At 52.1% G+C, this 19,391-nt stretch carries 16 protein-coding genes; 6 read left to right on the forward strand and 10 right to left on the reverse strand.

What is annotated here, in order from left to right; genetic code table 11:
• Positions 1-102 precede the first annotated feature (102 nt).
• From ACLJPQ_RS17660 to ACLJPQ_RS17670, 3 genes are all read left to right on the forward strand, one after another.
• Positions 103-831, forward strand: a complete 729-nt coding sequence (locus ACLJPQ_RS17660; RefSeq protein WP_000587738.1) for a hypothetical protein — start codon at positions 103-105, stop codon at positions 829-831.
• A 261-nt stretch (positions 832-1,092) separates the two neighbouring features.
• Positions 1,093-2,034: a ketopantoate/pantoate/pantothenate transporter PanS gene (gene panS / locus ACLJPQ_RS17665; protein WP_000881647.1), complete on the forward strand. Its 942-nt coding sequence runs from the start codon at positions 1,093-1,095 to the stop codon at positions 2,032-2,034.
• 97 nt (positions 2,035-2,131) lie between these two features.
• A complete protein-coding gene (locus ACLJPQ_RS17670) occupies positions 2,132-2,404 on the forward strand; it encodes a DUF3811 domain-containing protein (protein ID WP_001207628.1) in 273 nt (90 codons plus the stop codon).
• Here ACLJPQ_RS17670 and rluF read toward each other — a convergent pair.
• Genes rluF through ACLJPQ_RS17685 form a run of 3 tightly spaced genes read right to left on the reverse strand, consistent with a single transcriptional unit; the run spans position 2,401 to position 3,992 of the window.
• Positions 2,401-3,270, reverse strand: a complete 870-nt coding sequence (gene rluF / locus ACLJPQ_RS17675; protein ID WP_001541283.1) for a 23S rRNA pseudouridine(2604) synthase RluF — start codon at positions 3,268-3,270, stop codon at positions 2,401-2,403. The genes ACLJPQ_RS17670 and rluF overlap by 4 nt on opposite strands.
• 46 nt (positions 3,271-3,316) lie before the next feature.
• Positions 3,317-3,856 (reverse strand): DUF2058 domain-containing protein, encoded by a 540-nt coding sequence (locus ACLJPQ_RS17680; protein WP_001096724.1) that lies wholly within the window; start codon positions 3,854-3,856, stop codon positions 3,317-3,319.
• A gap of 34 nt (positions 3,857-3,890) precedes the next feature.
• Complete coding sequence (locus ACLJPQ_RS17685; RefSeq protein ID WP_001576533.1) at positions 3,891-3,992, reverse strand: hypothetical protein; 102 nt, start codon at positions 3,990-3,992, stop codon at positions 3,891-3,893.
• Between the two features lie 71 nt (positions 3,993-4,063).
• Here ACLJPQ_RS17685 and pepE point away from each other — a divergent pair, with 71 nt between their 5' ends.
• A complete protein-coding gene (pepE, locus tag ACLJPQ_RS17690; RefSeq protein WP_080184849.1) occupies positions 4,064-4,753 on the forward strand; it encodes a dipeptidase PepE in 690 nt (229 codons plus the stop codon).
• A gap of 75 nt (positions 4,754-4,828) precedes the next feature.
• Here pepE and ACLJPQ_RS17695 read toward each other — a convergent pair whose 3' ends face one another.
• Positions 4,829-6,460 (reverse strand): Na/Pi cotransporter family protein, encoded by a 1,632-nt coding sequence (locus ACLJPQ_RS17695; protein WP_000956811.1) that lies wholly within the window; start codon positions 6,458-6,460, stop codon positions 4,829-4,831.
• A gap of 266 nt (positions 6,461-6,726) precedes the next feature.
• Complete coding sequence (metH, locus tag ACLJPQ_RS17700) at positions 6,727-10,410, reverse strand: methionine synthase (protein WP_080184848.1); 3,684 nt, start codon at positions 10,408-10,410, stop codon at positions 6,727-6,729.
• Between the two features lie 304 nt (positions 10,411-10,714).
• On the opposite strand from metH, the gene iclR reads away from it, so the two are divergent.
• Complete coding sequence (iclR, locus tag ACLJPQ_RS17705) at positions 10,715-11,539, forward strand: glyoxylate bypass operon transcriptional repressor IclR (protein ID WP_000226432.1); 825 nt, start codon at positions 10,715-10,717, stop codon at positions 11,537-11,539.
• Between the two features lie 69 nt (positions 11,540-11,608).
• On the opposite strand, the gene ACLJPQ_RS17710 is transcribed toward iclR, so the two are convergent.
• The 5 genes from ACLJPQ_RS17710 to metA form a co-directional block, all read right to left on the reverse strand.
• Positions 11,609-12,478, reverse strand: coding sequence for a hypothetical protein (locus ACLJPQ_RS17710; RefSeq protein WP_000970949.1), 870 nt, complete (start codon positions 12,476-12,478; stop codon positions 11,609-11,611).
• 101 nt (positions 12,479-12,579) lie between these two features.
• Positions 12,580-14,325: a bifunctional isocitrate dehydrogenase kinase/phosphatase gene (aceK, locus tag ACLJPQ_RS17715; protein WP_001137276.1), complete on the reverse strand. Its 1,746-nt coding sequence runs from the start codon at positions 14,323-14,325 to the stop codon at positions 12,580-12,582.
• A gap of 101 nt (positions 14,326-14,426) precedes the next feature.
• Positions 14,427-15,731, reverse strand: coding sequence for an isocitrate lyase (gene aceA / locus ACLJPQ_RS17720; RefSeq protein ID WP_000857884.1), 1,305 nt, complete (start codon positions 15,729-15,731; stop codon positions 14,427-14,429).
• Positions 15,732-15,762: 31 nt separating this feature from the next.
• A complete protein-coding gene (aceB, locus tag ACLJPQ_RS17725) occupies positions 15,763-17,364 on the reverse strand; it encodes a malate synthase A (RefSeq protein ID WP_001069371.1) in 1,602 nt (533 codons plus the stop codon).
• A 268-nt stretch (positions 17,365-17,632) separates the two neighbouring features.
• Entirely contained in the window at positions 17,633-18,562 is a 930-nt protein-coding gene (gene metA / locus ACLJPQ_RS17730) for a homoserine O-succinyltransferase MetA (protein WP_001122767.1), read from the reverse strand.
• Positions 18,563-18,718: 156 nt separating this feature from the next.
• Between metA and ACLJPQ_RS17735 the strand changes: the two genes are divergently transcribed.
• Positions 18,719-19,156 carry an acetyltransferase gene (locus ACLJPQ_RS17735; RefSeq protein ID WP_000973248.1) on the forward strand — a complete coding sequence of 146 codons (438 nt, stop codon included), beginning with the start codon at positions 18,719-18,721 and terminating at the stop codon, positions 19,154-19,156.
• Positions 19,157-19,391: the final 235 nt, after the last annotated feature.

The raw sequence follows: 19,391 nt of genomic DNA on the forward strand, positions 1-19,391 counted from the left end.
TAAACTTCAATAACCATATGAACACTAATTTTGTTGCAATATAAAGCACATTAAATATAGTGGAACACGGCTAAAAACACCTAATATTCACAGGGGAATATAATGATTATTGTTTCTGTGCTCAGACAAAGCAAAGACTTCACCACAAAACATGCTCAATGGTTACATAAGCAGCTCAAAGGTTATGATTCTGTTTGTTTAACAGATGCGCTAAAGATAAAAGGAGTAAATACAGCGCCTCTTTTGTATGATTGGCCAGGATGGTGGGCAAAACTAGAACTTTTCAATCCACTGCATCCTGTTCTTGGTAATGAGGATATTCTCTATATTGATATAGATAGCGTTATTGTGGGAGATATTACTCCTCTGACAACTATGAAAAAAATAACATTACTTAATGACTTTTCTCAGCATGGTGCTTCAGTTGCGCCAGCAACAGGTATTATGTTTATTCCTGCACCCGCAAAAAAAAATGTGTGGGATGAATTTATGAAAAATCCTGAAAAGGAAATCAATGCCATAAGAACCCCGCCCTATCATGGCGATCAAGGATTTATCGGCAGAATATGTCAAGATGCTGAAAGATGGCAAAACATCTTACCCGGAAGAATTATTAGTTATAAAGCTAATATAGCAACACCAAAAATGATTGGTTTTAACCCTGAACTATACGATGGGACAGGTAATGGAAAATTACCTGACGGAGCAAGCATAGTCTGTTTTCATGGTTCCCCTCGCCCCTGGAACACAGCATTGCCTTGGGTGCCTTACTTTAGTTTAAAAAACACAATCCAAAGCAAAGTGAAACAATATAAGTTATCACTGCGTTAAAGCTTCCTTCTCTTCAATGCCGGCGCTTTTCTTTACGCCACCAGAACCTCTATATATTTCTAATACGGTAGCGTAAGCGCCATCGGGCGATGCGTTGCCGGATGGCGACGCAGGCGCGTCATCCAGCCTGCCACGTGCCCACACTGGATCATGAGCGTAATTTGTTTGAATAATCTTCCTTCACGCGATAAACAATAACTATGGTCTGGCTCGATCCTGACCCGTTGATAACAAACACAACATACTTGCAAGGAAAACAACATGCTCGCCGTCATTACCCGGCTGTTCCCGTTATGGGCGCTGCTGCTCTCTCTCATTGCGTATTACACACCATCCACCTTTACTCCTGTTGGGCCGTGGGTCGCGACACTACTGATGTTGATTATGTTCGGTATGGGGGTCCATCTTAACGTTGACGACTTTAAACGCGTGCTCTCCCGACCAGCCCCTGTCGCCGCAGGGATATTCCTGCACTATCTGGTAATGCCGCTCGCGGCATGGCTGCTGGCGTTGCTGTTTAAGATGCCGCCAGATCTGTCCGCCGGGATGGTACTGGTCGGCAGCGTAGCCAGCGGCACCGCCTCTAACGTAATGATCTATCTGGCGAAGGGAGACGTCGCGCTCTCAGTCACCATTTCATCGGTCTCCACGCTGGTCGGCGTGGTCGCCACACCACTACTCACGCGCCTGTACGTCGATGCCCATATTCAAGTCGACGTGATGGGTATGCTGCTGAGCATTCTACAGATTGTGGTCATTCCAATCACGCTGGGGCTGGTGATTCACCATCTGTTTCCGCGCGTAGTGAAAGTGGTAAAACCTTATCTGCCAGCATTCTCGATGGTGTGCATTTTGGCAATCATCAGCGCGGTGGTCGCGGGTTCAGCTTCACATATCGCCTCCGTCGGCTTTATGGTGATCATCGCGGTGATCCTGCATAACACCCTTGGCCTGCTTGGCGGCTACTGGGGTGGACGTCTGTTCGGTTTTGATGAGTCAACCTGTCGAACGCTGGCGATCGAAGTCGGGATGCAGAACTCTGGTCTTGCTGCTGCATTGGGTAAAATCTACTTTGGCCCGCTCGCAGCGCTGCCTGGCGCGCTGTTCTCAGTGTGGCACAACCTTTCAGGGTCACTACTGGCTGGTTACTGGTCCGGGAAACCGATTGTTGAAAAATCGGGCGAAACGGCAAAGGTAAATTAAAATATTGCCGGGTGGCGCAAGCTTACCCGGCTTACACGCTATCCGCCCGTTGCGTATTGCCGTAGACTAAATGCATCGGCTAACTGAGGGCACCCGTATGGCACTCCCCCGCATTACCCAAAAAGAGATGACCGAGCGCGAACAGCGCGAACTGAAAACGTTGCTGGACCGCGCCCGTATTGCGCACGGACGTCCACTGACCAATTCTGAGACCAACAGCGTAAAAAAGGAGTACATCGATAAGCTGATGGCGCTGCGTGAGGCTGAAGCGAAAAAAGCCCGCCAGTTGAAGAAAAAGCAGGCGTATAAACCCGATACGGAAGCGTCATTCTCCTGGTCGGCGAATACGCCGACGCGCGGCAGACGTTAACGTCCTTTTTTCTTTCGTCCCGGCGAGGTAAAGCGCTTACCGCTTGATGTCGGGCGTGCTTTCTCATTGCTTTTTTCGATCGCCACGACCGGTCGCTTAATACCCGTGGTCTTCGGCTTCGCTTTGGCCTTTGGTTTGGCTTCGGAAGAGGAACGCTCAATCAATTTAAACAGATCGATCAGCTCATCGTCCGTCAGATCGCGCCACTCGCCCAGCGGAATCCCGCTCAGGCTGACGTTCATAATGCGCGTACGCTCCAGTTTCGTCACTTCATAACCAAAGTATTCACACATACGACGGATCTGACGGTTTAATCCCTGCACCAGGGTAATGCGAAAGACAAACGGCGCCTCTTTTTTCACCTTACATTTTTTGGTGACAGTACCCAGAATCGGCACGCCAGCGCCCATACCGCGTATAAACTCGTCGGTAATCGGTTTATCCACCGTCACCAGATACTCTTTTTCGTGATCGTTACCGGCACGCAGAATCTTATTGACCAGATCGCCGTGGTTAGTCAGAAATATCAGCCCCTGCGAGTCTTTATCCAGACGGCCAATCGGGAAGATACGTTTGCTGTGGTTCACAAAATCGACAATATTGTCGCGTTCGCCGTCTTCAGTGGTACTGACAATGCCAACCGGTTTATTCAGCGCAATCAGCACTAAATCATCCGCTTCTCGCGGCTCAATCAACCGACCATTTACTTTAACAACATCCCCGGCGACTACCTGATCGCCAATGGCGGCGCGTTTGCCGTTGATAAAGACATTGCCCTGTTCGATAAAACGGTCCGCCTCGCGACGCGAACAGATGCCGCTTTCACTGATATATTTATTAAGCCGGATAGATGTGTCGGTCAGCATATTTACTCTCTGAGAAATTTTTCTACATAAACGTCGGGAATGTGACTTACCACATCAAATCGTCGGGAACTTTAAAATCGGCATACGGATCATCTTCGTCCTGCTCTTCCTGACTCAGCGCACTGTTTACGACAATACTGTCCGCATCTCGTTGTGCGATTTTATCGGCGACACTCGCGGGAATAATCGCATATTCACATTCACCGCTGTTATTGATAACCAGACGCGCAATCGCGAGACGCCCATTAATCAGTTGCGTCTGAGTGAGCTTATCCACGTCTATTTTTTTGATGACGTTATTATCGGTGAAGTTAAAACCAATATCGCCTTTAGATACATTGATTCTATTCATTTCAATAAGTTGCTTAACCTGAGCTTTAAACTCTTTCGCTAAAACCGCTTGTTTTTGCTGTTCACTGAGTTGTTTATCACGCTCAAGTTGCGCCTTTTTATTTTCTTCCACCGCCTCTCTGGCCTCACGAGCCTGAACGCGTGATTTTTTAGCCGTGCGCTGGACTTTGGCCATTTTTTTGCTGGTCACTAATCCCGCTTGTAGCAGTTGCTCTTGTAAGGTCAGTTTTGCCATTTTCGTCTCTAAACGTGTTAAATAATTTTGCGGATTATACCTGTAATTTTTCAGGCGATACCAGATAGCAGATCTGGCCTGGCGTCACTTTTAGCGACCGCGCGTTGCCTGTAACACGCGCAACATCATGAGCCATATCAGTAAGACATTAAATGGATAATGGTAGCATTATTACGTTTTGACATTTCCTGATGAGGTGGAGAAGTAATGGAACTGCTTTTATTAAGTAACTCGACGCTGCCGGGTAAAGCCTGGCTGGAACACGCTCTGCCGCTGATAGCGAATCAATTAAACGGTCGACGCTCAGCCGTGTTTATTCCGTTTGCCGGCGTCACGCAAACATGGGACGAGTACACGGATAAAACCGCAGAGGTACTTGCGCCATTAGGGATAAACGTCACAGGGATTCATCGTGTCGCCGATCCGCTTGCAGCGATTGAGAAAGCGGAAATCATTATTGTCGGTGGCGGAAATACCTTCCAGCTACTGAAAGAATCGCGTGAACGCGGGCTGCTGGCGCCGATGGCGGACAGGGTAAAACGCGGCGCGCTGTATATCGGCTGGAGCGCAGGCGCCAACCTTGCCTGCCCGACTATCCGCACGACCAACGATATGCCGATCGTCGATCCAAACGGTTTCGACGCGCTGGATCTGTTCCCGCTGCAAATTAATCCTCACTTCACTAACGCCTTGCCGGAAGGTCATAAGGGCGAGACCCGCGAGCAGCGTATTCGCGAACTGCTGGTGGTCGCGCCGGAACTGACAGTGATTGGTTTGCCGGAAGGTGACTGGATTCAGGTGAGCAACGGCCAGGCGGTTCTCGGTGGCCCGAATACCACTTGGGTGTTTAAAGCGGGCGAAGAGGCCGTGGCGCTGGAAGCGGGTCATCGCTTTTAATCCCTGGCCACATTGAATGCCGAATGGCGGGCCTACGCGCATGTTCTCCGTAGGCCCCGCCATCCGGCATTTCACTTAATACTCGCCCCGTTCCTCGTCCTGATCCGGCTGTTCCAGTACGCTATAGGCGACCGAACAGAACAGTGAGTTAAGACGCTTCATATCGCCCAGCAGCCCTAAATGGAGCGAGCTGGTTTCAATGCTTTGCACGTTCTGCTGGTGCAGGCGGTCGACATGCGCATGTGAGTATCGGCGATTAAGTATACGGAAGCGATGTTTACTGCGGCGCAACCGACGGGCGCTGGTGACATCGCCGGAGAAAAAGACCGACATCGCCAGTTGCAGATTACTGAGCAGTTGATCGTAAAGCGCATCCAGCTCTTTCAATCCTTCTTCTGAAAATGCCCGACGCGCCGCCAGCGACTTGTCGGCAATCTCGCTGCCCATTCGCTCGATAATATCCGACGCCTGTTCGAGGTTCAGGGCCATCTCAATAATCTCCGCCCACCGGCGGGACTCCTCCGCCGCCAGCTCGTCTTTTGGCATTCGCGCCAGATAAAGCTTAATCGCGGTGTAGAGCACGTTAACGTCATCCGCCAGCTTGCGCAGCGCTTTCTCTTCACGCGGCTCGCCGTGCATGACCTTTTTTAGCCCTTCCATCATCTGTTCCATCGCATCGCCAATGCGCAACACCTCGCGGGCAGCATTAGCCAGCGCCAGCGTTGGCGTATCCAGCGCGCTGACATCCAGATGTTTCGGCTTCAGATGGGTATCCAGTTCAGGCTCATCACGAATAATTCGTTTACAAAAACGCGCCATCAGCTCGGCAAATGGCACCATCGCCAGGCAGCGCACCAGGTTATAGAAAACGTGGAAATAGATCACCAGCTCTGACTTCGGTAGCGATAGCTCATCCATCAGATTCGCCAGCGGATGGACAAACGGCAGGATGACCAGGCTGCCGATCAATTTGAACAATAGGCTGCCGAGCGCTACGCGACGCGCGGCAGCATTGGCGGCGCTGTTATTGAGCATCGCCAGCAGCCCCGATCCCAGATTGGCGCCGATGACCAGGCACAACGCCACCGGGAACGATATAATCCCCGCCGCCGTCAGGGTCGCCGTCAGCAACACCGCCGCCAGGCTGGAATAACTGATAATAGCGAACATCGCGCCAATCAGCGCATCCAGCATAATGTCGCCCGTCAGCGACGCGAAAATGACCTGCACGCCATTAGCTTGAGTGATCGGCGTCACCGCCTGCACAATCAGCTCCAGCGCCAGTAGAATCAGGCCAAGCCCGATACCGACGCGACCCAGCTGCCCGGCGCGGGACTGCTTACGTCCTAAAAAGAAAATCACGCCGATAAAAATCAGCAGCGGCGACAGCCACGAGAGATCGAAGGTCAGGATACGCGCCATTAGCGCAGTACCCACATCAGCGCCCAGCACAATCACCAGAGCTGGCGTCAGGGCGACAAGATCCTGGGCGACAAACGACGTTACCAATAAAGTGGTGGCGTTACTGCTTTGTACCAGCGCGGTAACACCGATACCCGCACAAAAGGCGAGCGGTTTCTTTTCCACGCTGCGGCTGAGGACAGTGCGTAGACGCGCGCCAAACACGCGCATTACGCCAGTACGAACGATATGTGTTCCCCATACCAACAGCGCAACGGCAGAAAGTAGATGGAGCAAAGTTAACACGGCGTCAGGTTCTCCTTATCGTTATACGTTTTCCTGAAGCTCACTTGCGATAAATTGCCTGATGGCGCACAGCGTTAAGGCCTGCTGGCGTTGCACGCCACCGGGCTTACCATACGTAATACGGTATGCTGGATAAGGCGTTTACGCCGCCATCCGGCAAATTCAGCGTAGAGCCTTCCTTCAGTATAAGGGTTTAATTGTAAGAAAGAGACAAGGCACCCAATGAGTGCCTTGTATGTTGTAAGGAAAAGTGACGATTTTATGAATCAGTCCGCATCGTAACCCAGGTTCGGCGCCAGCCACCGCTCAACGTCCTCAACGCTCATTCCTTTACGGAAAGCATAATCTGTCACCTGATCGCGTTGGATCTGCGCTACCGCGAAGTATTTGCTCTCAGGATGGCTGAAGTACCAGCCGGAGACCGACGCGCCAGGCCACATGGCGAAAGATTCGGTGAGCTTCATCCCGGTGTGTTTTTCGACATCCAGCAGCTGCCAGATAGTGCCTTTTTCGGTATGTTCCGGGCAGGCAGGATAACCCGGCGCCGGGCGAATCCCCTGGTAGTTTTCGCGGATTAATTCGTCGTTACTCAGGCTCTCGTTCGGCGCATATCCCCAGTAAACCTTACGTACACGCTCATGCAGGTACTCGGCAAACGCTTCCGCCAGACGGTCGGCAATCGCTTTCACCATGATCTTGTTATAGTCGTCGTGTTGCGCTTCGAAGGCGTCCGCCAGCGCATCCTCCTCCAGACCGCCGGTCACCGCGAAAGCACCGATGTAATCCGCTTTGCCGCTCAGTTTCGGCGCGACAAAATCCGCCAGACAGTAGTTGGCAAAACCGACTTTCTCGGTCTGCTGGCGCAGGTGGTGGCTGACCGTCAGAACATGAGTACGGGTTTCGTCGCGATAAATTTCGATGTCATCGCCAATGCGGTTCGCCGGGAACAGGCCCACCACGCCACGCGGATTCAACAGTTTCTCGGCGCTCAGTTTATCCAGCATATCATTGGCGTCTTTAAACAGACGCTGCGCCTCAACGCCCACCACCTCATCTTCCAGAATGCGCGGGTATTTGCCGGCCAGCGACCAGGTCATAAAGAACGGCGTCCAGTCGATGTAGTTGCGCAGAGTTTCGATGCTGGCTTCCACCTCCTGCACGCCCAGACGGTGGGCTACCGGCGGGGTGTAGCGTTCCCAATCGAATGCCAGATCGTTATCGCGCGCCGCTTCCAGCGTGACCGGCGGCGTACGCGGTTTTTTGCGGGCGTGCTGAATACGCACGGTTTCGTACTCTTTGCGGGTACGGGCGACAAAGTCATCGCGCTGGTTGTCGGAGAGTAGCGCCGCCACCACGCCCACGGTACGCGAAGCATTCTGCACGTAGACCGTCGGACCGCTGTAGTTCTGCTCGATTTTCACCGCCGTATGCGCTTTCGAAGTGGTTGCGCCGCCGATCAGTAGCGGAATAGTAAAGCCCTGACGCTCCATCTCTTTCGCCACGTTGACCATTTCGTCCAGCGACGGGGTAATAAGCCCGGAAAGACCAATCAGATCGGCATTCACTTCACGCGCCGTTCTGAGGATTTTCTCCGCTGGCACCATCACGCCAAGATCGACGATTTCGTAGTTGTTGCATTGCAGCACCACGCCAACGATGTTCTTGCCAATGTCGTGCACATCGCCCTTCACGGTGGCAATCACCATCTTGCCGTTGCTGGAGCCTTTTTCTTTGCTGGCTTCAATAAACGGCTCCAGGTAGGCCACCGCTTGTTTCATCACGCGAGCGGATTTCACCACCTGCGGCAGGAACATTTTCCCTTCGCCGAACAGGTCGCCGACCACGTTCATGCCGTCCATCAGCGGGCCTTCGATCACCTCAATCGGGCGGGCGGCCTGCTGGCGGGCTTCTTCGGTATCCTGTTCGATAAATTCGGTAATGCCTTTCACCAGCGAGTATTCGAGACGCTTTTTCACGTCCCAGCTACGCCATTCCGCCTGCTGGGCGTTGGCAGCTTCGTCGGTTTTGCTGCCGCGGTATTTCTCCGCCAAATCCAGCAAACGCTCGGTGCCGTCATCGCGACGGTTAAGAATGACATCTTCAACCGCATCGCGCAGTTCGGCAGGCAGGTCGTCATAAATCGCCAGCTGTCCGGCGTTGACGATACCCATGTCCATGCCGTTGCGGATGGCGTAGTAGAGGAATACCGCGTGGATAGCCTCACGTACCGGGTCGTTGCCGCGGAACGAGAAGGACACGTTAGACACGCCGCCGGAGATCAGCGCGTGCGGCAGCTCGCGTTTGATGTCTTCGCAAGCGCCGATAAAGTCCTGCGCATAGTTGTTGTGCTCTTCAATACCGGTCGCCACGGCGAAGATATTCGGGTCGAAGATGATGTCTTCCGGCGGGAAACCCACCTCTTCGGTGAGAATTTTGTAGGCTCGGCGGCAAATTTCGATTTTACGCGCGCGGGTATCGGCCTGCCCCTGCTCATCAAAGGCCATCACCACCACTGCCGCGCCGTAGCGACGCAGAAGCTTCGCATGATGAATAAAGGCTTCCACGCCCTCTTTCATCGAAATAGAGTTGACGATGCCTTTACCCTGAATGCACTTCAGCCCTTTTTCGATAACCTCCCATTTGGAGGAGTCGATCATGATTGGTACACGGGCAATATCCGGCTCACCGGCAATCAGGCTGAGGAAACGCACCATCGCCGCTTCGGCGTCGAGCATCCCCTCATCCATATTGATATCAATAATCTGCGCGCCGCTTTCTACCTGCTGACGGGCGACATCCAGCGCTTCGCTGTATTTCTCTTCTTTGATCAGGCGCTTAAATTTGGCCGAGCCGGTGACGTTAGTACGTTCGCCGACGTTGACAAACAGGCTATCGTCGCCAATGTTCAGCGGCTCCAGGCCGGAAAGGCGGCAGGCGACCGGGATATCCGGCAGCTGGCGCGGCGGCAAACCGGCAACGGCGCGGCTCATCGCCGCAATATGCTCCGGCGTAGTGCCGCAGCAGCCGCCAACGATATTCAGGAAGCCCGCTTCCGCCCATTCGCGAATCTGTTTCGCCATGGTGTCGGCGTCGAGGTCGTACTCGCCGAAAGCGTTCGGCAGGCCGGCGTTCGGGTGCGCGGTGACGTAGCATTCGGCAATCCGCGACAGTTCCTGGACGTACTGGCGCAGTTCATCTGGTCCCAGCGCGCAGTTAAGGCCAAAAGTGAGCGCCTCGGCGTGGCGCAGCGAGTTATAAAAGGCTTCGGTCGTCTGGCCGGAAAGCGTACGGCCAGAGGCGTCGGTGATGGTGCCGGAAATCATGATCGGCAGATCAACGCCCAGCGCTTCAAACTCTTCTTTCACCGCAAACACCGCCGCTTTCGCATTCAGGGTGTCAAAGACGGTCTCAATCAGAATCAGATCTGCGCCACCTTCCACCAGCGCTTTAGTGGATTCACGGTAGGCCGCCACCAGCTGATCGAAGGTGATATTACGAAACGCCGGGTCGTTGACGTCCGGCGAAATGGAGGCCGTGCGGTTAGTTGGACCAAGCACGCCCGCAACAAAGCGTGGTTTTTCTGGTGTTCGCGCCGTCCATTCATCGGCGCAGGCGCGCGCCAGTTTGGCCGCCGCATAGTTAATTTCCGCCGACAGGGATTCCATCCGGTAATCCGCCATCGCAATGGTTGTCGAGTTAAAGGTGTTGGTTTCGATGATATCCGCGCCAGCCTCAAAGTAGGCGTTGTGGATAGCGGCGATCACCTCCGGCTTGCTGAGTACCAGCGGGTCATTGTTGCCTTTCAGGTCGCAGGGCCAGTCGGCAAAGCGCTCCCCGCGGAAATCTTCTTCATGTAGACGATAGCTCTGGATCATGGTGCCCATACCGCCGTCCAGCACCAGAATACGTTCATTTAACTGCGCACGCAGTTGTTCAACTTTGCTGCTCACACTCGCTCCCGACAACGCTCCACGTAACGAGCCATACTGGCACAAAGCGTGCTGGCGGAAAAGAGAACAACGGGCAACATGAGACATGTTCAGCTTGCCACCCACTTCTGTCGCTTTGCCGGATGGCGGCGCAAGCGCCTTATCCAGCCTACAAATTACTTTGGCGGCTCCCAAAGCGTAGGCCTGATAAGCGAAGCGCCATCGGGCATCCTGTGATGTCACTCATCCGATCAGTTCAGGAACTCTTGCATTATAATTGAATAAAACGAAAATGATTTCCACGATACAGAAAAAGGAGTCTGCCATGGTTGCCCCTGTTCCCGCGAAACGCGGGAGAAAACCTGCCGCTACCACTGCACCCGTAACCGGGCAGGTTCAGTCATTAACTCGCGGTCTGAAGCTGCTGGAGTGGATTGCCGAGTCCAACGGCAGCGTGGCGCTGACCGAACTGGCGCAACAGGCGGGTTTGCCTAATTCCACGACTCACCGTCTACTCACCACCATGCAGCAGCAGGGTTTTGTCCGCCAGGTTGGTGAGCTGGGCCACTGGGCCGTAGGCGCACACGCGTTTATCGTCGGCAGCAGCTTCTTACAGAGCCGTAATCTGCTGGCGATTGTCCATCCGATTTTGCGCAAGCTGATGGAGGATTCCGGCGAAACGGTAAACCTTGCCGTACTCGACCAGAGCGACCATCAGGCCATTATTATCGACCAGGTGCAGTGCACACAATTGATGCGCATGTCCGCCCCTATTGGCGGCAAGCTGCCCATGCACGCCTCTGGCGCGGGCAAGGCGTTTTTATCACAGCTCAGTGAGGAACAGGTTACCAGTCTGCTGCACCGCAAGGGGTTGCACGCTTATACCCATGCGACGCTGGTGTCGCCGCTGCATCTGAAAGATGACCTCGCCCAAACACGCAAGCGCGGCTATTCCTTTGACGACGAAGAACATGCGCTCGGTCTGCGCTGCGTGGCCTCGTGTATTTATGACGAACACCGCGAACCGTTTGCGGCCCTCTCTATTTCCGGCCCCTGCTCACGCATTACCGACGATCGCGTCACCGAACTTGGCGCCATGGTGATTAAAGCGGCGAAAGAGGTGACGCTGGCCTATGGTGGGGCGCGGTGATGCGCGCCTTACCCTCAGGCTGGCGCACATCACCGCAAAAAATGCTAAATAATCAAAAATATACAGACATTACATTTCCGCCCGATCGATGGCTTCCTGTAATAGCGCACAAAACACATCTGCCGATATGATAGACGGGAACATCATTGAGAATTTTTTATTACCGTCTCTATCAATAAGATGTAAATTATCAACCCAGCTAGCGGTGTTAATCTTATCAGATTTGTTGATAATGATGCTTTTATCATCTTTGATGATATTGTCTTTAGTCAGATAAAACTTCCGCAGTGAGGAATCTATATTTGCTGCGCCCGCAACGTTAAGCGAAAATGCCCTTTTAAACCAGATCATCTTTGCATCTACATAATTAAATTCTAATGTAGCCCCATGTTCCAGTTGCGCACGTAATGTCTGTACTCTTTGTTCTGAATACAGGCTCCTGAAAGTGGAGATTAGTTTGTCATAACCTGAATTTCGTGGTGAAATCAAAGTCCAGGCATCACTTTTATTTTTTCTATATGCCAGAGAGTTTATAGAACCTGTATAGCTGGTTCTGCCCACTGAAAAGAGATAAACATCAGAAATGTCCTTAAAAAGGGAAAGAGTTTCTTTACCCTTATATTTACAAATAATACCCTTTTCGGTGATGGTAAATGTGGGGACATTTTTTTGCATTAATGCTATTGCTGCAGCAACCAACCCCAGGATGATTAGTCCGCCGCCAATGAGTGAGAACAGCATCATCGGACTCACCCCCCCTGGCTCAACAGTAAAATAAATACCACCTCCAGCTTCCTCTCTTGAGGTTGGCATATTCATAAGTGTCAGACAAAAAATACCAATCGCTATAAATATAGCAGAGCAGATTATTAGGCCGATAAATACAAACTTATTATAACCATGTGTAGTTAATTTCTTGCCATGAATATCAAACATCATTGTTTCTCATTAAATTCCCTAAATTACAGTGTATCATACATAATTTACGGTTTTCATCAGAGTAACTATTCCGTGTCCGGACATCCTTGTGGGAAAGATGCTTATAAATATGAAGTTTTCCTCATATCATAACGCACGCTAAAGCGCTGGCGACGACGATAGGCATACACATCTTCTACATGCCCTTCTTTAATACGCGTCTGTAGCGCGCGCCAGTAATCGGCGCGAAACAGGTCGGCATGCATCTCTTCAAACAATGGCCCGATACGCGGATCGGCACACAGCCAGTGGCGAAACTCCTCCGGGAAAACATCACCCGGCGAGACGCTATACCAGGGTTCGCTGGCCAGTTCGTCTTCCGGATAACGCGCTGGCGGAATATCGCGGAAATTCACTTCCGTCATGTAGCAAATTTCATCGTAGTCATAGAACACCACGCGACCATGACGGGTAACGCCAAAGTTTTTAAACAACATATCGCCGGGGAAAATATTAGCGGCGGCAAGCTGGCGAATCGCATTACCATATTCTTCTATCGCATCGCGCAACTGCTGGCCTTCTACCTGTTCCAGCCAGATATTGAGCGGCACCATGCGCCGTTCAATATAGAGATGGCGAATGACGATATGTTCCCCAAGATCGGTAATCTTCTCTGGCACTTCTTGCCGTAAAAGCGCCATCAGCGCCGGATCAATTTGCCGTTTATCCAGTACGAAATTCTCAAACTCCTGGGTATCCGCCATACGACCGACGCGATCATGCTCTTTTACCAGTTGATAACAGGCACGCACATGAGCGGCAGACATCTCTTTCTGCGGGGCGAATTTGTCTTTAATGATTTTAAATACCCGGTCGAAACCTGGCAGGGTAAACACCAGCATCACCATGCCGCGGATACCAGGCGCCTCAATGAATTTCTCATCACTTTCAGCCAGATAACATAAATATTCGCGGTAGCTTTCGGTTTTCGCATGTTTCTGGCAGCCAATCGCCATATACAGTTCGGCAGTGGTTTTACCCGGCAGGATTTCACGCAACCACTCAACCAGCGCGGCAGGCAGCGGCGCATACACCATAAAATAAGAGCGGGCAAAACCAAACACAATGCTCGCTTCTGCCGTGGTGGTCAGGCAGGTATCGACAAACAGTTCACCCTCATCAGTGCGATGAATCGGCAATAAAAACGGCAGCGTGCCGTCAGGTGTGGTTAATTTACCTACCAGCCAGGCTGCTTTATTACGGTAAAACAACTCGTTCGCCACCTGGACATGGCAGCGAGGTAGCGCGTCCTCGCCCAGTGTTTCAGTCAGGTGCGCGATAATATAGCGGATATCCCGGCTTTTATTCTGCCAGGGCAGACGCAGCGGTAAGTCACTGAGTATGCGCATCAACAGCGTCTCCCAACCGTGATCGGGAAAGAAGTCTTTGGCCAGCGGGCGCGGGATAGTACGAAAGCGGCGCTCCGGTTGCGAACTGAAAATAAACAACCGCTCGGGTGTTAACGAGCGGTGGTCAAATAACCGGCAATAAACGGAGTTGAAAAAGCTCTCCGCAATCTCGAAGCGCGGGTAATCCGGCAACAGCCGGGTGTAATGCTCTTTAACGCGTAAAAGGAAATCCGCGTCGGTACTTTTGCCATCGGTAATACAGCGCAGTTGCTCCACCACCAGGCCCACATGATGATCATAGAGGTGGATACGGCTTTTCATCGCCTGTTGGACGGCGTGCCAGTCGGCCTGTTCAAAACGCTGCTGCGCGCCGGAAGTCACTTCCAGAAATCGACCATACTGCGCGTCAAAGCCTTGCAGGATGGTTTGAGCAATCAGTAATTCCAGGCCACGCGGCATTTTTTTCCCTCATCCGGCACCACGTCATGCCGGATGGCGCGTTCGCTTATCCGGCCTACGCTATCTGTAGGCCCGGTAAGCGCAGCGCCACCGGGCATCAATCAAAACTGCGATTCTTCGGTGGAACCCGTTAACGCGGTAACGGATGACGCGCCGCCCTGAATAATGGTGGTGACTTTGTCGAAGTAACCAGTACCCACTTCCTGCTGGTGGGAAACAAAGGTGTAGCCATCTTTCGCCGCGGCGAACTCGGGTTGTTGAACCTTCTCAACATAGTGCTTCATGCCCTCGCCCTGCGCGTATGCATGCGCCAGGTCGAACATGTTGAACCACATGCTGTGGATGCCCGCCAGGGTAATAAACTGGTATTTGTAACCCATGTCCGACAACTGCTGCTGGAAGCTGGCAATGGTCTTGTCGTCCAGATTCTTCTGCCAGTTGAAGGATGGTGAACAGTTATAGGCCAGCAGTTTGCCCGGATACTTCGCGTGGATAGCATCGGCAAAACGACGCGCCAGTTCGAGATCCGGCGTAGAAGTTTCGCACCATACCAGATCGGCATACGGGGCATACGCCAGACCGCGGCTGATCGCCTGCTCAATGCCCGCATGGGTGCGGTAGAAACCTTCGCTGGTGCGTTCGCCGGTAATAAAACTGCTGTCATAGGGATCGCAGTCGGAGGTGATCAGATCTGCCGCATCCGCATCGGTACGCGCAATCACCAGCGTCGGGACGCCCATCACATCAGCGGCCAGACGCGCAGCAACCAGTTTCTGAATCGCCTCCTGCGTGGGGACCAGCACCTTGCCGCCCATATGGCCGCATTTCTTCACCGACGCCAGCTGATCTTCGAAGTGAACGGCCGCTGCACCGGCTTCAATCATCGATTTCATCAGTTCGAAGGCATTCAGAACGCCGCCAAAACCGGCTTCCGCATCAGCAACGATCGGCAGGAAGTAATCCACATAGCGCGGATCGTTGGGTTCAATACCGGATGCCCACTGGATCTGATCCGCACGACGGAAAGTGTTGTTGATCCGATCCACTACCGCCGGAACAGAGTTTGCCGGGTACAACGATTGATCCGGATACATGCTGGATGCCAGGTTGGCATCTGCCGCCACCTGCCAGCCTGAAAGATAAATCGCCTCAATACCGGCTTTCGCCTGCTGCAACGCCTGACCGCCGGTCAGCGCGCCAAGGCTGTTGATATAGCCTTTTTTCGCTTCACCGTGCAACAGCCGCCACATTTTCGCGGCGCCGAGCTGCGCCAGCGTGCACTCCGGGTTAACCGAGCCGCGTAATTTCACCACCTCCTCCGCGCTGTACGGGCGGGTGATGCCTTCCCAGCGCGGTTGTGTCCACTCTTTCTGTAATTCTTCGATTTGTTGAGTACGGGTTTTCATGTGCAGATGCTCCATATTGTTATGTGGTGAATTAAGCCAGTAAGCGGTAGCCCGGCAGGGTGAGGAAGTCGATTAAGTCATCTGAGGTGGTGATTTGCTCCATCAGACGTGCGGCATCGTCGAAGCGCCCGCTGCTGTAGCGGTGCTCGCCCAGTTCGTCCTGGATTACCCGCATCTCTTCCGCCAACATTTCGCGGAAAAGCGCTTTCGTTACGGGTTTTCCATTGCTCAGTGTTTTCTCATGGTGAATCCACTGCCAGATAGAGGTTCGTGAGATTTCCGCCGTCGCGGCATCCTCCATCAGACCGTAAATCGGTACACAGCCATTGCCGGAGATCCACGCTTCAATGTACTGCACTGCCACGCGAATATTGGCGCGCATTCCCGCTTCTGTGCGTTCGCCTTCACATGGCTCCAGTAACTGTTCAGCGGTAATCGGCGCATCTTCATCACGGGTAATGAACAGCTGATTTTTGTGCTCGCCCAGTACCTCGTTAAAGACGGCCATTGCGGTATCCGCCAACCCGGGATGCGCAATCCACGTGCCGTCGTGGCCGTTGTTCGCTTCCAGCGCTTTATCCGCTTTCACTTTGGCAAGGACCTGATTGTTGCGTTCAACGTCTTTGCTCGGGATAAACGCCGCCATACCGCCCATCGCGAACGCGCCGCGCTTGTGACAGGTTTTGATCAGCAGGCGCGAGTAGGCGCTCAGAAACGGTTTGTCCATCGTTACCACCTGCCTGTCCGGCAAGACGCGATCCGGGTGATTTTTCAACGTTTTGATATAGCTGAAAATATAATCCCAGCGACCACAGTTGAGACCGACAATATGATCACGCAACGCATGAAGAATCTCATCCATCTGGAAAACAGCTGGCAGCGTTTCAATCAACAGGGTCGCTTTGATCGTACCGCGCGGCAGGTTAAAGCGGTCTTCAGCGTAGCTGAAAACTTCACTCCACCAGGCTGCCTCCTGCCAGGCTTGCGTTTTCGGCAGGTAAAAATACGGGCCGCTACCTTTAGCGAGCAGCGCTTTATAGTTGTGGAAAAAGTACAGAGCAAAATCAAACAGGCTGCCGGGAATGGCTTCCCCCCGCCAGGTAACATGTTTTTCTGGCAGATGTAGACCACGTACACGACAAATCAATACGGCCGGATCGGGCTTGAGCTGATAGATTTTTCCGGCTTCGTTGGTATAGCTAATGGTGCCGTTCACCGCATCACGCAGGTTGATTTGACCATCAATAACTTTATTCCAGTCCGGCGCCAGCGAGTCTTCAAAATCCGCCATAAACACTTTCACATTTGCGTTCAGGGCATTAATCACCATTTTACGTTCAACCGGCCCGGTAATTTCTACTCGGCGATCCTGTAAATCCGCCGGAATACCACGAATCTGCCAATTACTTTCTCTAATGGAAGTGGTTTCCGAAATAAAATCAGGCAACTTACCGTTATCAATATCCTGCTGTTGCTGGATACGTGCAGCCAGGAGTTTATTGCGTTTTGGCGTAAAACGGGTGACTAACTCCGTCAAAAACTCGACTGCTTCAGCGGTCAGGACTTGCTTTTCCAGCTCGCCTTGCGGCCTGGTAAAGGTTAATTCATCAGTTGTGGTTGCCTGTGGATTCATCATGCAGCTCCTCGTTGTTGATCCAGATACATCCCCAATGCGAACGAAGGATCACTGTGCGCTTTTCGTTCAACACAACTAAGACTACTCAATTAAATTTCAAAATCAAAAACAATTTCCATTTTTAATTTAATTATGCATTAACCTATTGATAACAATATAAATTAAATTTAATTACATGATGAGGTGCGTTTCGGAAATAAAAAAGGCACCCGAAGGTGCCTGATTCAACATGCTGAAACGCTTTAGGATCGTCAGAAGCAGAAGATTAATCCAGGGTTGGATTCATGTGACGCAGATCATATGGCGTAATCTGGTAGACATAATAGTTGAGCCAGTTAGTAAACAGTAAATTACCGTGGCTGCGCCAGGTTGCGCGCGGTATGTTTTGCGGATCGTTTTTTGGGAAATAGTTGTACGGAACCTCCGGATTTAACCCGGCCTCAACGTCACGAAAATATTCACCCGCTAACGTATGAGCGTCATATTCAGGATGACCGGTGACAAACGCAATACGTTTATCTTTGCTGGCAAACAGGTACGCATCCCCTTCTTCTGTTTCGGCCAGAATTTCAAGATCCGTATAATCCCGTATCAGCGCCGCCGGGAAATCGGCATAGCGTGAGTGTGGCGCCAGAAACGAATCATCAAAACCACGCGTTAACAGAGCATGTGGATGAAGGATGTGATGTTCATAGACGCCGGAAAGTTTATCTGTACGGGTCTGCTTAGGGATACCATACAGAATATTGAGTGCGGCCTGAACGGCCCAACAGACAAATAGCGTCGAAGTAACGTGATCTTTCGCCCATTCCAGCACCTGCCTAATCTGCGGCCAGTAAGCCACGTCATTAAACTCCACCAGACCCAGCGGCGCTCCGGTCACGATAAGCCCATCAAAGTTCTGATCGCAGATATCGTCGAAGTTACAGTAAAAGTTGTTCAGATGCTCGGCTGGCGTGTTCCTCGACTCGCGGGCATCTATCCGCAGTAGTTGAATATCGACCTGCAATGGCGAGTTCGATAGCAAACGCAGAAACTGATTTTCCGTTTCAATCTTCTTCGGCATCAGGTTAAGGATAAGTACCTTTAGCGGGCGAATTTCCTGACCTGATGCGCGAGAAGTCGTCATGACGAAGACATTCTCCTCACGTAAAAAATTGACGGCGGGTAGCTCGTCCAGCACGCGAATCGGCATAACCTGATAACCTCACGACATACGTTTAAACGTTTAGACATCCAGATAGCTGAAGATACTCAGAAATCAGGCGAATGTCGAGTCTGCAAGTTCAAGGTGAGAAAGTTTCACGACAGCATTTGCATTAGAATAGAAGTAAGCAAAAAAGGAGTGAAGATGATGATTAACATTCGCCGTTCAAGGCATGAGGAAGGGGAAAAACTGATTGCGATCTGGCGTCGCTCAGTCGATGCCACGCACGATTTTCTGTCAAACGCTTATCGGGCCGAACTGGAAGAGCTGGTGAGCGATTTTCTGCCAGAAGCGCCACTATGGGTTGCCGTGACCGATCAGGATGAGCCGGTAGGATTTATGCTGCTTACCGGCGAACATATGGATGCGCTGTTTGTCGATCCGGACGTGCGTGGTCAGGGTATCGGTAAGAGATTAGTTGAACATGCGTTAACACTGGCGCCGGGGTTGACAACCAATGTTAACGAGCAAAATACACAAGCTGTTGGATTTTATAAGAAAATGGGATTTAAGGTGACGGGACGTTCGGAGGTTGACGATCTTGGGAAACCGTATCCATTGTTGAATTTAATTTATCCGTGAGTAGTGGTGCTGCCTGATAAGTGCATACAGGCCGGATAAGGCGAAACTGCCATCCGGCGGTGCCGGTTGCCTGATGGCGCTGCGCTTATCAGGCCTACATTTTTACAGTTACCACACACGCAAAAAAGCCCGTCCTGACGGACGGGCTTCTTCACTTGTTTGATGCCTGGCAGTTCCCTACTCTCGCATGGGGAGACCCCACACTACCATCGGCGCTACGGCGTTTCACTTCTGA

Source organism: Salmonella sp. SAL04213 (assembly GCF_046550535.1).
Lineage (GTDB): Bacteria > Pseudomonadota > Gammaproteobacteria > Enterobacterales > Enterobacteriaceae > Salmonella > Salmonella enterica.

Coding starts and splice junctions, on each gene's coding strand:
- ACLJPQ_RS17685 (WP_001576533.1), bottom strand. CDS start 3,992: ATGGCTCATGATGTTGCGCGTGTTACAGGCAACGCGCGGTCGCTAAAA.
- ACLJPQ_RS17710 (WP_000970949.1), bottom strand. CDS start 12,478: ATGATGTTTGATATTCATGGCAAGAAATTAACTACACATGGTTATAAT.
- ACLJPQ_RS17670 (WP_001207628.1), top strand. CDS start 2,132: ATGGCACTCCCCCGCATTACCCAAAAAGAGATGACCGAGCGCGAACAG.
- ACLJPQ_RS17660 (WP_000587738.1), top strand. CDS start 103: ATGATTATTGTTTCTGTGCTCAGACAAAGCAAAGACTTCACCACAAAA.
- rluF (WP_001541283.1), bottom strand. CDS start 3,270: ATGCTGACCGACACATCTATCCGGCTTAATAAATATATCAGTGAAAGC.
- metA (WP_001122767.1), bottom strand. CDS start 18,562: ATGCCGATTCGCGTGCTGGACGAGCTACCCGCCGTCAATTTTTTACGT.
- aceA (WP_000857884.1), bottom strand. CDS start 15,731: ATGAAAACCCGTACTCAACAAATCGAAGAATTACAGAAAGAGTGGACA.
- pepE (WP_080184849.1), top strand. CDS start 4,064: ATGGAACTGCTTTTATTAAGTAACTCGACGCTGCCGGGTAAAGCCTGG.
- ACLJPQ_RS17735 (WP_000973248.1), top strand. CDS start 18,719: ATGATGATTAACATTCGCCGTTCAAGGCATGAGGAAGGGGAAAAACTG.
- aceB (WP_001069371.1), bottom strand. CDS start 17,364: ATGAATCCACAGGCAACCACAACTGATGAATTAACCTTTACCAGGCCG.
- aceK (WP_001137276.1), bottom strand. CDS start 14,325: ATGCCGCGTGGCCTGGAATTACTGATTGCTCAAACCATCCTGCAAGGC.
- iclR (WP_000226432.1), top strand. CDS start 10,715: ATGGTTGCCCCTGTTCCCGCGAAACGCGGGAGAAAACCTGCCGCTACC.
- panS (WP_000881647.1), top strand. CDS start 1,093: ATGCTCGCCGTCATTACCCGGCTGTTCCCGTTATGGGCGCTGCTGCTC.
- ACLJPQ_RS17680 (WP_001096724.1), bottom strand. CDS start 3,856: ATGGCAAAACTGACCTTACAAGAGCAACTGCTACAAGCGGGATTAGTG.